Consider the following 14,999-nt stretch of genomic DNA (forward strand, 5'->3'; position numbering starts at 1 on the left):
TCCCACCTGACCCCATGCCGAACTCAGCAGTGAAACACCGTAGCGCCGATGGTAGTGTGGGGCCTCCCCATGTGAGAGTAGGACACTGCCAGACAGTCAATTAAACACCGGCTGCCGGCACAAAAGGCAGCCGGGCTAAAGAAATTCGGTGGTGCGGTAGTTCAGTTGGTTAGAATACCGGCCTGTCACGCCGGGGGTCGCGGGTTCGAGTCCCGTCCGCACCGCCACCGTATTTAGGGGCGTAGTTCAATTGGTAGAGCACCGGTCTCCAAAACCGGGTGTTGGGAGTTCGAGTCTCTCCGCCCCTGCCAGTTAACAACTAAGTAATAATTGATATAGCTTTCAGATTAATAGCCCAGCTAATTTTAGCTGGGTTTTTTCTTGTTTATCATTTTTTACGTGGCTCTAACATGTAGTTTTAATTTCGGAGCGCTTTTAATTCTATTCTATTTGTAGCGCTACTCCTTCGCGCGCTGTATCACAATCTCTTACCTTATTTACTATAAAAGGCTAACTTTTAGGCAATTATAGGCGCTTTTTCGACAGGTATTTTTAATAAGTGCTGGATTAGGGATTGTTGGTCACTGTTTTGCAGCCATACAGCATACAATGGACGTTCTATTAACTTACTATTAGGAGAGGCAACGAGTTCAGGATATTTCTCTTGCCAGTGTACAGGAAGGAAGGTTGTAGCGTTAACACTATCCAATAATTCTTTGGCAATATGTGCTGATGTGGTTGTAATGATAGGTGGATGGTCGCTCTTTAAGATTTGTTGTTCTTGCTGATGAAAATCAGCTCCCCATTCCAATTTAATATAATTTTCTACTCCTTTATCAAGATTATGCTGGGTTGTTAACAAAACAAGCTGGATATTACCTATCAACTGGCTTTGAAATTCATCCATTTTGGGCAATTCAGTGGTAATTAACAGATCTAATTCACGAGAATGCAATTGCTTGACTAACGACTGGCGTGTCGAAACTAGAGACTCGATTCTTGTTTTTTGATGGAGTTGATAAAATGTATTTAGCCAGGATGTGAGATAACTTTCCCACAGAGATGCTGTAGCACCAATAGAAAGTTTTATGTGCTGGGCGACGTAATTGATTTCTTTCTTCGCCAATTGCCAAGTACTCATTAGTGATTCTGCATAGGGTACCAAGCGTTCTCCGGCTGTAGTTAGGCGGATATTATTGCGATGTCGTGTGAATAAATTGGTTCCAAGCTGATTTTCTAGTTGGCGGATCCGAAAGCTAACGGCGGATTGTGTTAAATAAAGCGATTCAGCTGCCCGACCAAAGTGACGAGTCTTACTGACTTCCAAGAAGGTTTTCAGTAATTCAGTGTCCACATGCATCTCCAATAGTTTTTGTCGTTAAGATTTAAATATTTTGTTTTACAGAATGTCAAGCCTACCTAATACTCCGCGCCATAAATTAGTATGACATTAGAGTTAGGAGTGTGTCAGATGGCTGAAAGCTTCATCACGACTAATCGTTTTTTTGATAATAAAAATTATCCACGTGGATTTTCCCGTCATGGTGATTTCACCATCAAAGAGGCTCAATTGCTAGAACGTTATGGTCATGCGTTCAATGAATTGGACCTTGGTAAACGTGAGCCTCAAACAGAAGAAGAAAAACTGTTTGTTTCAGTTTGCCGTGGTGAGCGTGCACCTGCAACGCTAGAGGAAAAGGTATGGGCTAAGTATTTGGTAAAAATTAGCCGTCCAAAACGTTTTCATACTCTTTCAGGTGGAAAACCGCAGATTGATTCTGCAGAGGACTATACCGACTCTGATGATTAATACCATCATTGATATTAATGATCTATGCAGAGGGGCAAAAATTGCCCCTTTTCTTAATCTATAGCCTATTCAGCTTGTTTCTGTAATTGAATAAGTAGCCTATCCATACTTCGGTAGCTGAGTGCTTCCATAATATCTGGTTTTTCTATTTTTTTTTGTTCTTTTAAGTCTGCGATTGTGCGGGAAACTCTGAGTATTCTGTGCCAGGCACGTATAGATAGCCCTAATTTCAATAATGTATTTTCCAGAAAAACGGCATTTTCCATACTAATTTTGCAAATATTTTCGGTTTGTTTGCTACTGAGATGGGCATTGATATGTCCACACCGCTCTATTTGTATTTTTCTTGCTCTTACTACTCGTTTTTTGACTTCCGGACTACGTTCTCCATGTTTTGTTGATGATTGACTTAACATGCCAGGAGGAAGCAGGGGAACTTCAATCGAGAGATCAAAGCGATCTAAAAAAGGGCCTGAAAGTTTGGAAAGGTAGCGCAATACTTGTTGTGGACTACTTCGGTTATGCATCCCTTGATGATAGCCGGTTGGGCTAGGGTTCATGGCTGCAATCAGTTGAACTTGAGCAGGAAAACAGACCTTTGCTCTAGCGCGGGATATTATTATTTCTCCAGATTCTAATGGTTCACGTAGGGCATCAAGAACACTGCGGTTAAATTCGGGTAATTCGTCTAGAAATAAAACGCCGTTGTGGGCAAGAGAGATTTCTCCTGGCTTAGGTATTGAACCTCCGCCAACAAGAGCTGCCATTGAGGAACTATGGTGAGGAGCTCTAAATGGGCGTGTGTGCCATTTTTGATAATTGACCAACCCTCCGGCTAAGCTATTAATTGCAGCGACATCCAGAGCCTCCTGATGAGTCAATGGGGGCAATAAGCTGCATAATCGGCTAGCAAGCATGGTTTTGCCTGTGCCTGGGGGACCGAGTAGCAGAAGATTATGGCCGCCAGCGGCTGTGATCTCCAACGCTCGCTTGGCTTGCTCCTGCCCAATAATATCCTGTATATCCAAAACAGATGACTCGGCTTGTGGTTCAACAGGAGAAGGGGAGGATAAAGCCGTTTTTTCTCCTTGTAAGAAATGACAGACTTGAAGTAAATGGTTTGCTATCAACGTTTCGTTCTGAGACAAAATAGCCAATTCAACCTGGTTTTCTGAGGAGAGGATTAGTTGCCTTCCTGCTTTTTTTGCACTCAATGCGGCGGGAATGGCTCCCATGACTCGCCGTATTTCACCAGAGAGTGCTAACTCACCTAAAAACTCATAATCATGTAGCTTATTTGTCGTGATTTGCTCAGATGCAGCTAAAATCGCGATAGCGATGGGTAAGTCATATCTCCCCCCTTCTTTGGGGAGATCCGCAGGTGCTAAATTGACGGTAATTCTTTTGGGAGGATAGGTAAAACCACTATTGATTAGAGCACTTCGGACACGATCTCTGGCTTCCTTAACGGTAGTTTCAGGTAAACCAACAAGAGTGAGGCCAGGTAAGCCATTACTGATATGTGCCTCTATCGTGACGATAGGGGAATCAATACCAATTGTTGCCCGTGTATGAATGACGGCAAGTGTCATGATGCTCTCCTTAGCAAGAAAGCTGCTATCATGAATCGATAAAAAATAATAAAAAGTCGCCTTGCGTTATTTTGTGAAAAGGTTCGTAAATATATTTATCTTTCATAGCCATACTGAAAATTATTCAGTCGTTTGAATTTTAATAATAACATAATGTTATATATGAATAATCTAACAGGCGGAAGCTCTTATGATAAAGAAATCGAGTGGTAATGAGTGATGTCTTTTGAAAATTATAACCAAATAAAATATATAAAATTAATTTAATAAATCTTAAATCTGTATTTTGTCAATGATAGTAACCACGAATCAACAAAGTTGGTTTGGGTCGTATTTTTTCCAAATCATATAGATATAGATGATTAGCTCATATTTTTATTGTTTTATTTATTAATTCTTTTATTAAACAAACAGATGGTGATTTTTTCTAAGCTAAAAATGAGTAAATTCTAGTGAATTTATCTGTTTATTAAGTTATCTAAATGAAAAATATAAATATAAATATAAATATAAATATAAATAATTTTGTTATGAAAAAATAAAAATAATCGTTGTAAACAGTCATATAAAATGATAACTCTTAAATATACGTCAAGCATACGAGTTGAAAACGAATAGAATTATGAACGCATTTGTCCTAGTGATTAGCCTAATTATTGTGAGCGTGGTGGTGATTATCCCACCGTGCGGGGCTGCACTAGGACGAAGAATGGCTTAGACAGAAGAATAGCCAGATTCCTAAAAAAACCCCCGCACCGAAAGGCGCGGGGGTTTTTTTAGGCTCGGCACGTAGAAACGGGCATAACAAAACATTACAACAGCCAACGATAAGATAAATATAACAGGGGTGACGGCAATGAACGGGGCACAATCGGTTGTAGAGGCATTACGAACACAAGGCGTTGAAAAAGTTTTTGGTTATCCTGGTGGAGCCATCATGCCAGTTTATGATGCGCTGTATGACGGGGGTGTTGAACATATCCTGTGCCGCCATGAACAAGGTGCCGTTATGGCTGCAATCGGCTACGCTAGGGCAAGTGGTAAGCCAGGCGTTTGCATTGCGACATCAGGGCCTGGAGCGACAAACTTAATCACGGGATTGGCTGATGCATTATTGGATTCTGTTCCTGTCGTAGCCATTACCGGTCAGGTGAATTCTGAATTTATGGGGACAGATGCCTTTCAGGAAATTGATATGCTGGGAATGTCTCTTTCTTGTACAAAACACAGCTTTCTTGTTGATTCACTGGAAAAACTACCTCAAATCATCGCCGATGCCTTTACTATTGCCATGAGTGGTCGTCCTGGCCCTGTCCTGGTTGATTTACCAAAAGATATTCAGTTAGCCCAAGGTCATTTTGCACCCTATTTTATACCTACACCCTCTAAATTTTCTCTCCCAAAACAAGAGCTGGAGTTGGCTTGTCAATTGTTGACTTCATCCCGGAAACCTATTCTGTACGTGGGGGGAGGAGTTGGCATGTCTGGCGCTGTTCCTGAATTACGTAATTTTGTATCAGAAACAGGTATCCCCGTTGTTTCCACATTGAAAGGTTTGGGAGCGGCTGATTTTGAACATGAATGTTATTTAGGAATGTTAGGGATGCATGGCGCTAAAGCAGCTAATCTTGCCGTTCAATCCTGTGATTTGTTAATTGCTGCTGGTGCGCGTTTTGATGACCGTGTTACCGGAAAGCTGAATACCTTTGCACCTAATGCCAAAGTTATTCATTTGGATATTGACCCCGTTGAATTCAATAAATTACGCCAAACTCACGTTTCATTATTGGGTGATTTAAAAACTCTGTTGCCTTATTTACAGCAATCCTTATCGATCCAAGCCTGGCAGCAAGAAATCAAACAATTAAAAAGTGAACATGCATGTCGTTATGATTATCAAGGTGAAAGTATTTATGCTCCGCTGCTGTTGAAGCAGATTTCTGACCGTACCTCGCCCAGTACCGTTATCACAACCGATGTCGGGCAGCATCAAATGTGGGCTGCCCAGCACATGACTTTTAGTCAGCCAGAGAATTTCATAACATCAAGTGGATTAGGCACAATGGGATTCGGCATTCCAGCGGCGATTGGTGCTCAGATGGCGCGCCCGGAAGATATGGTTATCTGCATATCTGGCGATGGATCTTTCATGATGAATGTTCAGGAGCTGGGCACCATTAAACGTAAGCAATTGCCAGTCAAACTGATCTTATTGGATAACCAGAGATTGGGCATGGTTCGTCAATGGCAAGAGCTGTTTTTTGACAAGCGTTATAGCGAAACGATTTTAACTGATAATCCTGATTTCCTTACGTTGGCGCAGGCCTTTGGTATTCCAGGGCAAAAAATTACTGATAAAGCACAAGTGAATGAAGCCTTGGATGCTTTGTTCAACAGCGAGGGCGCGTATTTATTACACGTGTCCATTGATGAATTAGAGAATGTCTGGCCACTGGTTCCACCGGGTGCAAGTAACGAAACTATGTTGGAGAAATCATCATGATACAGCATCAACTTGCTATTAAGGCGCGGTCTTGTCCTGAGATTTTGGAACGGATTCTGAGGGTTACCCGCCATCGCGGGTTTCAGATATGTGCATTGAATATGGATCATACAACAGATAGTGATAATGTAAATATTGAACTCACCGTGACTAGTCAGCGTCCAGTTAATTTACTTTTTTCCCAATTGATGAAATTGGTGGATGTTGCTGGTGTCGAGATCAAACATAAAGAATCACAATTGATAAGCGCATAGTGCGCCATTGAAGGAAAACTGAGAATGACAAAGCAAGCTGATTATATTTGGTTCAATGGGGAAATGGTGCCTTGGGCAGATGCCAACGTTCACGTTATGTCCCATGCCCTACATTATGGGACTTCAGTATTTGAAGGAATTCGTTGCTATGACTCCCATAAAGGGCCGGTTGTTTTTCGTCATCGTGAACACATGCAGCGCTTGCATGACTCAGCCAAAATTTACCGTTTTCCAGTGAGCCAAAGTGTTGATGAATTGATGGAGGCTTGCCGTGAAACACTCCGTAAAAATAAATTAGTCAGTGCTTACATTCGTCCATTGGTATTTGTGGGTAATGTTGGAATGGGCGTAAACCCACCTTCTGGTTATAAAACAGACGTTATTATTGCAGCTTTCCCGTGGGGGGCTTATCTCGGTGAGGAAGCCTTGGATCAGGGCATTGATGCTATGGTTTCTTCATGGAATCGCGTGGCCGCAAATACGATCCCTACAGGCGCAAAAGCGGGTGGAAATTACCTCTCTTCTTTGCTGGTGGGAAGCGAAGCGCGACGTCATGGTTATCAGGAAGGTATTGCACTGGATATTCATGGCTATATTTCAGAAGGTGCAGGTGAAAACTTATTTGAAGTGAAGGATGGAATTCTATTCACTCCTCCATTTACTTCATCTGCTCTGCCGGGAATCACTCGTGATGCCATTATCAAGCTGGCACAAGATCTTGGTCTGGAAGTTCGTGAACAAGTACTTTCTCGTGAATCGCTTTATTTAGCGGATGAAGTCTTCATGACAGGAACTGCTGCGGAGATCACTCCGGTTCGTAGCGTAGATGGTATTCAGGTTGGTATCGGCAAATGCGGCCCAATGACCAAAAAAATCCAAAGTGCGTTCTTTGGCTTATTTGATGGTACGACAGAAGATAAATGGGGTTGGTTGGATCCTGTTAATCCCGAATAAAAAATATAAAACCAACAGGCGATCGTTCCTCGCCTGTTTTGATTTTTGAAGCTAATTATTATTAAAGCTAATTGATAAGACAGACTTGGGAGTAAAAACAATGCCTAAATATCGTTCTGCCACGACGACGCATGGTCGCAATATGGCGGGAGCCCGTGCTTTATGGCGAGCCACGGGTATGACTGATGCAGATTTTGGAAAGCCGATTATTGCGGTTGTTAACTCATTCACACAGTTCGTGCCAGGACATGTACATCTGCGTGATCTCGGCAAGCTGGTGGCAGAACAGATTGAGGCATCAGGGGGTGTTGCGAAAGAGTTCAATACTATCGCTGTTGATGATGGTATCGCAATGGGGCATGGTGGAATGCTCTATTCATTGCCTTCGCGTGAGCTAATAGCTGACTCGGTGGAATATATGGTCAATGCTCACTGTGCTGATGCGATGGTGTGCATTTCCAACTGTGACAAAATCACTCCGGGAATGTTGATGGCATCGCTACGCTTGAATATTCCGGTTATTTTTGTTTCTGGTGGCCCAATGGAGGCGGGCAAAACCCGATTATCCGAGCAAATTATCAAACTGGATTTGGTCGATGCCATGATTCAGGGGGCCAATCCAAATGTCAGTGATGAACAGAGCGAGCAAATCGAACGTTCGGCGTGCCCGACGTGTGGTTCTTGCTCTGGTATGTTTACGGCGAATTCGATGAATTGTCTGACGGAAGCTCTTGGGCTTTCTCAGCCGGGTAATGGTTCCCTGCTCGCTACACATGTGGATCGTAAGACCCTGTTTATTAACGCTGGTAAGCGCATTGTTGAGCTGACTAAACGCTATTATGAACAAAATGATGATAGTGCTCTCCCGCGTAATATTGCGACCAAAGCGGCCTTCGAAAATGCCATGACATTGGATATTGCGATGGGCGGTTCGACTAACACTGTTCTGCATCTGCTGGCTGCTGCTCAAGAAGGTGAAATTGACTTCACTATGGCGGATATTGATCGTTTGTCTCGTCAAGTGCCTCATTTGTGTAAAGTTGCCCCGAGCACCCAGAAATATCATATGGAAGATGTACACCGTGCTGGTGGTGTGGTGGGGATTCTTGGTGAGCTTGATCGCGCAGGGCTTTTGCATCGCGATGTGAAAAACGTTTTGGGTTTGGATTTGCCACAAACGTTGGCCCAGTACGACATCATGCTGACAGAGGACGAAAGTGTTAAGAGCATGTATTCAGCAGGGCCAGCAGGAATTCGCACCACACAAGCTTTCTCACAGAATTGTCGTTGGCCATCATTGGATACTGATCGCGAAGCAGGATGTATTCGTGAGCGCGCCCATGCTTACAGCCAGGATGGTGGGCTGGCAGTTTTATTTGGCAACATTGCAATAGATGGCTGCATCGTGAAAACAGCAGGCGTTGATGCAGAAATTCTGATTTTCCGGGGCTCAGCTAAAGTTTACGAGAGTCAGGAAGATGCAGTGGAAGCCATTCTTGGTGGAAAAGTCGTGGCTGGTGATGTGGTTGTCATTCGCTATGAGGGGCCGAAAGGTGGCCCAGGTATGCAGGAAATGCTCTATCCCACTACGTATTTAAAATCTATGGGGTTGGGGAAAAGTTGCGCATTGATTACGGATGGACGTTTTTCAGGAGGAACATCGGGGTTATCCATTGGTCACGTATCTCCAGAAGCGGCAAATGAAGGCTTGATTGGGCTGATTCATGACGGCGATATCATTGAGATTGATATTCCAAACCGTAAAATTCAGTTGAATGTTACTGAAACCGAACTTGCAGAACGTACGCAGTCTGAATTATCTCGCGGAGATAAGGCGTGGACACCTAAGTCCCGTGAACGTCAGGTTTCTTTTGCATTACGAGCTTATGCTTCCTTGGCTACCAGCGCTGACAAAGGCGCAGTGCGTGATAAAACCAAACTGGGGAGCTGATTGTGGCAGTTTATCCTCTTAATACTGAACCCAAAGGGGCGGAATATCTCAAGGCCGCATTGAGTGCGCCGGTTTATGATGTTGCTCAAGTCACTCCTTTACAGGAAATGAAAAAAATCTCGGCTCGTTTAGGCAATACTATTTTGGTTAAACGAGAAGATCGTCAGTTGGTGCATAGTTTCAAATTGCGTGGTGCATACGCGATGATTGCTGGTTTGACGGAAGAACAAAAAAACAAAGGCGTGATTACGGCTTCCGCAGGCAACCATGCACAAGGTGTTGCATTATCGGCCAGTAAGGTTGGCATAAAAGCGACGATTGTGATGCCGATAGCAACAGCAGATATTAAAGTCGATGCAGTTCGCAATTTTGGTGGAGAGGTTTTGCTGCATGGTGCTAATTTCGATGAAGCGAAAGAAAAAGCAATCGAAATGGCAAAAAAGCACAGTTACACTTTTGTGCCACCATTTGACCATCCTGTCGTCATTGCAGGTCAGGCTACATTGGCGATGGAGCTGCTACAGCAGGATGTTCATCTTGATCGTATTTTTGTTCCCGTTGGCGGCGGCGGCTTGATTGCGGGAGTTGCCGTTCTCATCAAACAGCTTGTACCCGAAATGAAAGTCATTGGCGTGGAAGCCGAAGATTCTGCTTGTTTGAAAGCAGCACTGGAGGCCGGATATCCGGTTGATTTGCCAATAGTTGGATTATTTGCGGAAGGCGTGGCAGTCAAACGCATTGGCGATGAAACGTTTCGTTTGTGCCAGCAATATGTCGATGATGTCATTACAGTGGACAGTGATGCTATCTGCGCCGCCATGAAAGATATCTTTGAAGATGTCAGAGCGATTGCAGAACCCTCTGGTGCGCTGGCACTGGCAGGACTGAAGAAATATGTCCAGCAACATCAGATTCAGGGAGAGCGATTGGCGCATATTCTTTCTGGTGCCAATGTGAATTTTCATGGGTTACGTTACGTTTCAGAACGCTGTGAGCTTGGGGAGCAACGCGAAGCCTTGCTGGCGGTGACTATTCCTGAACAAAAGGGGAGTTTCTTGCAATTTTGCCAGATACTGGGTACTCGCGTCGTGACTGAATTCAGTTATCGTTATTCGGATGCAACAGATCCAAACCAAGCCTGTATTTTTGTTGGTATCAGATTGAGCAGGGGAAATGCTGAGCGTCGTGAAATCATTGAAGAGTTAAAATCATCGGGACATCAAGTTGCTGATTTTACTGATGATGAAATAGCAAAACTACATGTGCGTTACATGATCGGAGGCAGGCCATCCAAGCCATTGCAAGAGCGGTTATTTAGTTTTGCCTTTCCTGAATCTCCGGGGGCTTTACTGAAATTTTTGCAGACACTGGGAACACATTGGAATATCACTCTGTTTCATTACCGTAGCCACGGCACGGATTATGGGCGTGTATTGGCTGCTTTTGAACTTTCAGGGCCAGAAGTGCGTTTTGATCGCCATTTGGATGCGCTGGGCTATGAATATCATGATGAAACCGATAATCCCTCATTTAAATTATTTTTGATTTAAGCAATAAATAGCAAAGTAATAAAAAGCAAAATATCCTCTTATTATATAGAGGTGTTTTGCTGATTTTATTCTTTGTTTTTATTCTATTATTTTTCTGTAATAAGTAACGATTTTGACCTTCTCTCTGTCACTACTTTTCCTATTATATCCATAGGATATATAACGATTTCCAAACTACAAAAGCTCCCAGAATGCTTTAACTAATGGTTCATTCAAGCGCTTACTCAACGCACAAACACCCAATTCAAATGGCTCGACCAATGAAATATTTTCCAGTAGTGAGATGCGGTTGCGCACAGGTTCAGGGCTATTTTCGACAACAACCGCAGGGATTAGCGCAATCCCGCAGCCTAGTGCCACCATGGAAACAATCGCTTCATGACCGGAAACTGTCGCGTAAATTACGGGGTGCAGGATCTTATTCCGCCGGAACCAAAGCTCAATGAGTTTGCGGGAGGGGCCGTGCTCGGGCAGAATAAATGGGATGCTATTCCAGTCGGGGGATTTCTGTGTAGCGAGGGTTCTTACGGCGCAAGGCAGTGAAGGAGCAATCAGTACCAGCGGGACTTCACCTATTTTGGTAAAACGGACATTATCAGGTAGTTTTTCCGGCTTGCCTGCAATACCCAAATCTGCTGCATCAGATTGAACTTTATCAACGGCATCAGCGGCATCTCCTGTTGTCAGCTTGATTTCTACCAAAGGATGTTCTGCTCGAAATTTATCTAAGACTTGTGGCAGATGGCTATATGCAGCTGTGACCGAACAGAATAGACGTAACTCTCCCGTCAGTGATGGACTTTGATGATTTAATGAATGCTGTAGCTGCTTATATTGCAGGAGAGTTTGTTGAGCAAATTGTTTGAGTTGTTCACCAGCGGAGGTTAATTTTACTGTTCGGTTATCTCGCAGAAAAAGCGGATGCCCCAATAATTCCTCAAGGCGTTGGATTTGGCGTGAAAGGGTGGATGGACTCACGTGCATGGCTTTGGCTGAGCGCCCAAAGTGACAACTTTCCGCAAGGTGTAAAAATAGTTTTAAATCACGTAGATCCATCGTTTGAGGCCTTTTGCCTAGAGGTTTTTTGTCGTGAGAAAGTTTGTTGCATTATCTGCAATGTAATCTTGTTAATATATCAATTTAAGTAATGGCTTTCATGTCATATATTGTCTGTATGCAAACAACTTCACATCTAATTATATCGGAGTCACCATGGCTAATTATTTTGATACGTTGAATTTGCGCCAGCAATTGGCGCAGTTAGGCAAATGCCGTTTTATGGCGCGGGAAGAATTTGCTGACGAAGTAGGGTATTTAAAAGGCAAAAAAGTGGTGATCGTTGGCTGTGGTGCGCAAGGGCTAAACCAAGGTCTCAATATGCGTGACTCCGGTTTAGATATTGCCTATGCGCTACGTACAGAAGCGATTGATGAAAAACGATCATCATGGCGTAAGGCAACCGAAAATGGTTTCAAAGTTGGCACTTATGAAGAGTTAATTCCACAAGCCGATTTGGTTATCAACCTGACGCCAGATAAGCAGCACTCTGCGGTGGTTCAGGCGGTTCAACCCCTGATGAAAGAAGGCGCCGCGCTGGGTTATTCCCACGGTTTCAACATTGTCGAAGTGGGTGAGCAGGTACGCAAAGATATTACTGTTGTGATGGTTGCCCCTAAGTGCCCGGGTACGGAAGTTCGCGAAGAGTATAAGCGCGGATTCGGTGTACCTACCTTGATTGCTGTACATCCAGAAAATGATGTAAAAGGTGAAGGGATGGCGATCGCGAAAGCGTGGGCCGCTGCAACAGGGGGACATCGGGCAGGCGTGCTGGAATCTTCTTTCGTGGCAGAAGTTAAATCTGACCTGATGGGAGAACAAACCATTTTATGTGGCATGTTACAGGCTGGTTCTCTGTTGTGTTATGACCAATTGGTTGCCGATGGCACAGAACCGGGATATGCCGGAAAATTAATCCAGTTTGGTTGGGAAACAATCACCGAAGCCTTGAAGCAGGGCGGTATTACGCTGATGATGGATCGTCTTTCTAATCCGGCGAAGCTACGTGCTTATGCTCTTTCTGAGCAATTGAAAGTGATTTTGGCTCCGTTGTTCCAGAAACATATGGATGACATTATTTCTGGTGAATTCTCTTCCATTATGATGGCTGACTGGGCTAATGACGATAAAAACCTGCTGACTTGGCGTGAAGAGACGGGCAAAACACCGTTTGAGAATTACCCAGACTGTAATGGTAACATCAACAACGGTAACATCAGCGAGCAGGAATACTTTGACCAAGGCGTGTTGATGATTGCAATGGTCAAGGCTGGGGTTGAGTTGGCATTCGAAACGATGGTGGATACCGGTATTATTGAAGAATCTGCTTATTACGAATCTCTACATGAATTGCCGCTGATTGCGAATACCATAGCTCGCAAGCGTCTGTATGAGATGAACGTGGTCATTTCTGATACGGCAGAATATGGTAACTATCTGTTCTCTTACGTTGCAGTTCCACTGTTGAAAGAGAAATTCATGGCGACTCTGCAAGCAGGAGATTTAGGAAAAGCAGTTGCAGATCGTAGCATTGATAATGCGCAGTTGCGTGATGTGAATGAAGCGATCCGTAACCATCCGATTGAAGTTATCGGCCGTACTTTGCGTGGTTATATGACGGACATGAAACGCATTGCAGTTGGTGGCTAATACAATGTTATCCTGCCCGAAGTCACTTTATCGGGCAGGCAGCTCTTTCATTCTTACAAATCGAATTTCAGTTTTAGTTCATTGATAGCTTGTCGCTGAAATGCTTCAAATCGTTCTTTCGGTTGCTGTGCTTGGATCATGTTCAGTGCCGGATCGTTGACTTTAGTGCGTATACCGCTTAATTCCTCCATGACAGCTAACCCACAGAAAGGTACATAGGCTTCGGAATACCCCCCCTTCGTGAACGATAACTAATTTGCCATGGCACAGTTCATCGGCTGCTTGCTGTACCTTGCGGGTCATTTCACGGAAGCTGTCACTATGCAATTGCATTCGTGCCAGAGGATCAAACGCATTGGTATCATAGCCGCAAGCAATGATGATCAACTCTGGTTGGTAACGTTGCAATGCCGGGAGCACAACCTGATCCATAGCATAAAGATAACTATTGTGCCCAGCTCCTGCCATCAATGGGATATTGATATTGAAACCTTCTCCTTTGCCAGCTCCGATGTCTTCCTCGCCACTATAGCCTTCGGGATAGCAGCCATCTTGATGTAGTGAAATAGTCAGAACATCATCACGCTTCCAGAAGATATGTTGGGTTCCATTGCCGTGGTGAACATCCCAGTCAATGACTGCGACTCGACCAACCCCAAGCTGCTCTTTTGCGTGCTCAATGGCGAGGGCAATATTGGCAAGGAAACAGAATCCCATTGCTTGATCTGGCAGGCAGTGGTGTCCGGGGGGACGGGAAAGGCTGTAGGCATTATCCAACTCGCCTTGTAACACCGCTTTTACTGCGGCATAAGTGAGTCCGGCGGATAGTTTGGCTATTTCATAGCTACCTTGTCCTATTGGCGCTTCTGAGTCTAATATTCCTCCGCCATTATCACTCACGGACTTAAAGCGCTGTATATACTCTTCGGTATGAACTAGCCTCAGTGTTGCATCATCAAGAGGTTCAGCACCACGCAGTTGCAATGAATGACTTAAACCCGAAACATCCATTAAGCTTTTCATTCTGCGTTTTGTTTCCGGTGATTCTGCATGTCCTGCACCGTTGGGAGGTTGTACCCATCCGCCAACAGGAAATGTCAGAACATGTGATAATCCAGAAATATGCCAGAAACAGAGTTCATCAAAGAAAAAGCCTGTTTTACGTAACATATTACATCCTCTTCGATTCCCTTTATCTTTCAAACTACAATTTGAAATCTATTGGGCATATTGATTGTATGTCAGTAAGAGTAATTGATTGTTATAACATCAATGTAGTTAAATAGATCCTATGTATTTCAATTACAATAGAATCAATATTGATATATTTGGCCTGAGTAATTTAAATTTTTAATAAAAAAATTATTTTGTAATTTATTACATAAATTAATAATAAAACGAATGAGTTTCAATAAAATTTTATGAATAACAAATGGATATGTTATTCGGCGATAATATAAAATAGCGTAAGATAGGTATTCATATATTTATGGATTAAGAATGTTGGTAATAACTCCATTTTTTCTGCTATTTTCTTTATCCGCTGAAAAATAAAATGTCCTATAGTTTTCACATCATTTTTTAAAAGCGATGATTGATGTTTTTTTTATTTCTTTTGTGATCATTCACTAACGTAAAGAAAATCACCTGTAACCTTGCTTTCTGTTACAATTTCGTTC

At 43.3% G+C, this 14,999-nt stretch carries 11 protein-coding genes, 2 tRNA genes, 1 rRNA gene and 1 pseudogene; 11 read left to right on the forward strand and 4 right to left on the reverse strand.

The features are described from left to right. The 3 genes from rrf to BM135_RS00015 all read left to right on the forward strand — a co-directional run. Positions 1 to 94: ribosomal RNA gene (gene rrf / locus BM135_RS00005) — 5S ribosomal RNA — on the forward strand; the annotation flags it as partial. 56 nt (positions 95 to 150) lie between these two features. After that, a tRNA-Asp gene (locus BM135_RS00010) sits at positions 151 to 227 on the forward strand. Positions 228 to 235: 8 nt separating this feature from the next. Continuing rightward, positions 236 to 311: transfer RNA gene (locus BM135_RS00015), tRNA-Trp, on the forward strand. A gap of 206 nt (positions 312 to 517) precedes the next feature. Here the strand turns inward: BM135_RS00015 and hdfR are convergent. Further along, on the reverse strand, positions 518 to 1,354 hold the full coding sequence (hdfR, locus tag BM135_RS00020; protein WP_092516667.1) for an HTH-type transcriptional regulator HdfR: 837 nt from the start codon (positions 1,352 to 1,354) through the stop codon (positions 518 to 520). 117 nt (positions 1,355 to 1,471) lie between these two features. On the opposite strand from hdfR, the gene BM135_RS00025 reads away from it, so the two are divergent. Beyond that, the gene (locus BM135_RS00025) at positions 1,472 to 1,810 is read left to right on the forward strand and encodes a MaoP family protein (protein ID WP_092516669.1); all 339 of its coding nucleotides are present in this window, start codon (positions 1,472 to 1,474) and stop codon (positions 1,808 to 1,810) included. Between the two features lie 65 nt (positions 1,811 to 1,875). On the opposite strand, the gene BM135_RS00030 is transcribed toward BM135_RS00025, so the two are convergent. Continuing rightward, positions 1,876 to 3,402 (reverse strand): YifB family Mg chelatase-like AAA ATPase, encoded by a 1,527-nt coding sequence (locus tag BM135_RS00030; protein WP_092516671.1) that lies wholly within the window; start codon positions 3,400 to 3,402, stop codon positions 1,876 to 1,878. A 622-nt stretch (positions 3,403 to 4,024) separates the two neighbouring features. Here BM135_RS00030 and BM135_RS16450 point away from each other — a divergent pair. The 6 genes from BM135_RS16450 (at position 4,025) to ilvA (ending at position 10,614) form a co-directional block, all read left to right on the forward strand. After that, a complete protein-coding gene (locus BM135_RS16450) occupies positions 4,025 to 4,120 on the forward strand; it encodes an IlvGEDA operon leader peptide (RefSeq protein ID WP_139204056.1) in 96 nt (31 codons plus the stop codon). Between the two features lie 138 nt (positions 4,121 to 4,258). Beyond that, positions 4,259 to 5,905 carry an acetolactate synthase 2 catalytic subunit gene (gene ilvG, locus BM135_RS00035; RefSeq protein WP_092516673.1) on the forward strand — a complete coding sequence of 549 codons (1,647 nt, stop codon included), beginning with the start codon at positions 4,259 to 4,261 and terminating at the stop codon, positions 5,903 to 5,905. Then, entirely contained in the window at positions 5,902 to 6,159 is a 258-nt protein-coding gene (gene ilvM, locus BM135_RS00040) for an acetolactate synthase 2 small subunit (RefSeq protein WP_092516674.1), read from the forward strand. Before ilvG ends, ilvM begins: the two co-directional genes overlap by 4 nt. Positions 6,160 to 6,183: 24 nt before the next feature. Continuing rightward, positions 6,184 to 7,113 (forward strand): branched-chain amino acid transaminase, encoded by a 930-nt coding sequence (locus tag BM135_RS00045; RefSeq protein ID WP_092516676.1) that lies wholly within the window; start codon positions 6,184 to 6,186, stop codon positions 7,111 to 7,113. A 100-nt stretch (positions 7,114 to 7,213) separates the two neighbouring features. Beyond that, on the forward strand, positions 7,214 to 9,064 hold the full coding sequence (ilvD, locus tag BM135_RS00050) for a dihydroxy-acid dehydratase (protein WP_092516678.1): 1,851 nt from the start codon (positions 7,214 to 7,216) through the stop codon (positions 9,062 to 9,064). A gap of 2 nt (positions 9,065 to 9,066) precedes the next feature. Further along, a complete protein-coding gene (gene ilvA / locus BM135_RS00055) occupies positions 9,067 to 10,614 on the forward strand; it encodes a threonine ammonia-lyase, biosynthetic (protein ID WP_092516680.1) in 1,548 nt (515 codons plus the stop codon). A gap of 174 nt (positions 10,615 to 10,788) precedes the next feature. Here the strand turns inward: ilvA and ilvY are convergent, their stop codons facing one another. Beyond that, the gene (ilvY, locus tag BM135_RS00060; protein WP_092516682.1) at positions 10,789 to 11,670 is read right to left on the reverse strand and encodes an HTH-type transcriptional activator IlvY; all 882 of its coding nucleotides are present in this window, start codon (positions 11,668 to 11,670) and stop codon (positions 10,789 to 10,791) included. Between the two features lie 156 nt (positions 11,671 to 11,826). Here ilvY and ilvC point away from each other — a divergent pair, with 156 nt between their 5' ends. Further along, positions 11,827 to 13,320 (forward strand): ketol-acid reductoisomerase, encoded by a 1,494-nt coding sequence (ilvC, locus tag BM135_RS00065; protein WP_092516684.1) that lies wholly within the window; start codon positions 11,827 to 11,829, stop codon positions 13,318 to 13,320. A 53-nt stretch (positions 13,321 to 13,373) separates the two neighbouring features. Here ilvC and BM135_RS00070 read toward each other — a convergent pair. Continuing rightward, positions 13,374 to 14,490 (reverse strand): annotated as a pseudogene (locus BM135_RS00070) (class II histone deacetylase). Between the last annotated feature and the right edge of the window lie 509 nt (positions 14,491 to 14,999).

It is taken from the genome of Xenorhabdus japonica, from assembly GCF_900115195.1.
GTDB classification, from domain to species: Bacteria; Pseudomonadota; Gammaproteobacteria; order Enterobacterales; family Enterobacteriaceae; genus Xenorhabdus; species Xenorhabdus japonica.